General features: G+C 68.9%; 1 protein-coding gene and 1 pseudogene. Both read left to right on the top strand.

Annotated features, from left to right (window positions below):
• The first annotated feature begins 128 nt into the window (after window positions 1-128).
• The gene (locus GPA_RS03375; RefSeq protein ID WP_015538935.1) at window positions 129-1,280 is read left to right on the top strand and encodes an ATP-grasp domain-containing protein; all 1,152 of its coding nucleotides are present in this window, start codon (window positions 129-131) and stop codon (window positions 1,278-1,280) included.
• 36 nt (window positions 1,281-1,316) lie between these two features.
• Window positions 1,317-1,799: pseudogene (locus GPA_RS03370) on the top strand (lysylphosphatidylglycerol synthase domain-containing protein); the annotation flags it as partial.

The raw sequence follows: 1,799 nt of genomic DNA, 5'->3' as shown, positions 1-1,799 counted from the left end.
AAGGCGGCCGAGCCGCCGCGCAAAACAAGTTGGGAACAGCAGGCCGAAAAGGGCGCGCTGCTCATGCGGCAGGTGGAGCAGGAGGGTATACTGGCAGACGAACCGTCTGCGAAGGAGGAGCTGCGCCCATGATAGTGCTCGACGAGCCGTACGTATCCGATCCCCTGGTCGACTGGCTGGAGCAGTCGCAGCATCCCGTGCTGGACAACGCCGTGGCCGCCGCGCTCGCCACGGAGGGCCGCCGCCTCAACCTGGTGGGCGAGGACGAGGCCTCCCGCCGCATCGAAGCGGGCGAGCGCGTGTACACGAACTCCGAGAACGCGCTGGCGTGGGTCGTGGACCATGCGGGCAACGCGCCGCTCGCGCGCGCCATCGACCTGTTCAAGGACAAGGCGGCCATGCGCCGCGCGCTGGCCGGGCTCGACCCCGACCTGTTCTTCAAGACGTGCTCCATCGACGAGCTGTTCAAGCTGGACTTCGCCCGCCTGCCCGCCCCGTTCGTGCTCAAGCCCTCCGTGGGCTTCTGCAGCGTGGGCGTGTACGCCGTGGCCGACCGCGAGGACTGGGAGCGCGCGCTGGCCGATATCCAGAAGAATGCCGCGAGCTGGCACGACCTCTACCCCGAGAGCGTCATCGGCGCCGGATCGTTCATCCTGGAGGGCTACATCGACGGCACGGAGTACGCGCTCGACGCCTACTTCGACGAGCAGGGCCGCGCGCGCATCCTGAACGTGCTGCGCCACGACTTCGCCTCGGCCGAGGACACGTCCGACCGCATGTACGTGACGAGCGCCGCCATCGTGCGCGACAACGCCCCGGCCTTCGCCGCCTGGCTCGACAAGGTGAACGCGCTCGTGGGCGCCCGCAACTTCCCCGTGCACGTGGAGGTGCGCGTGGACGAGGGCCACGTGTGCCCCATCGAGTTCAACCCGCTGCGCTTCGCCGGCCTGGGCGGCACGGACGTCAGCTGGTACGCGTACGGCTACCGCACCTACGAGGCGTTCCTCGAGGGCGTCCAGCCCGACTTCGGCGCGGCGTTCGCCGGCAAGGAGGGCAAGGTGTACTCCATGTCGCTGCTCAACGCGCCCGACGACGCGACGGGCGACGAGCGCTTCGACTACGAGGCGCTGCGCGACCGCTTCTCGCAGGTGCTCGCGCTGCGCCCGTTCGACGTGCGCCGCACCGGCACCTACGGCTTCCTGTTCCTGGAGACGGATGCCGAGACGGCCGACGAGCTGGACTTCCTGAAAAACACGGATCTGAAGGAGTTCCTCCGCTAGCGGCGGGGGAGCCATGGGACGGAACGGGGGCGGGCTGTGAAGCTGAGCGTGCGCAACCTGCTCATCGGGCTCGTCATCGTCATCGTGCTGGCCGTGGTGCTGCTGCGCGGCGACCAGCTGGTGGAGCTCGTGGAGACCATCAAGAAGGGGTCGGTCATCCCGCTTGTCGCCGCCCTGTGCACGCAGCTGGGCAAGTACTTCGCGCAGAGCTTCGCCTACTCGTTCGCGTTCGAGGCCGTGGGCGAGCGCATGGACCCGCGCTCCACGCTGCCGCTCGTGTTCGGCACGTTCTTCATGAACACCATCGCCCCCTCGCTCAACCTCGCCGGCACCACGCTCGTGGTGGACGACGCGCGCCGCCGCGGCATCCCGCCGGGGCGGGCCACGAGCGCGGCCCTGCTCATGCAGATCACCGTGGACTCGGGCTTCGCCACCATCATGCTCGTGGGCTTCGCCATCCTCGCGTTCACCGTGGGGCTCTCGCCGCTGTGGTTCCTGCTGGGCCTGCTGGTCATCGCG

Origin of the sequence: Gordonibacter pamelaeae 7-10-1-b (genome assembly GCF_000210055.1) — a bacterium.
Classification (GTDB): Bacteria; Actinomycetota; Coriobacteriia; order Coriobacteriales; family Eggerthellaceae; genus Gordonibacter; species Gordonibacter pamelaeae.
The sequence above is the reverse complement of the archived record's forward strand: the minus strand, read 5'-3'. Positions and strand labels throughout refer to the sequence as shown.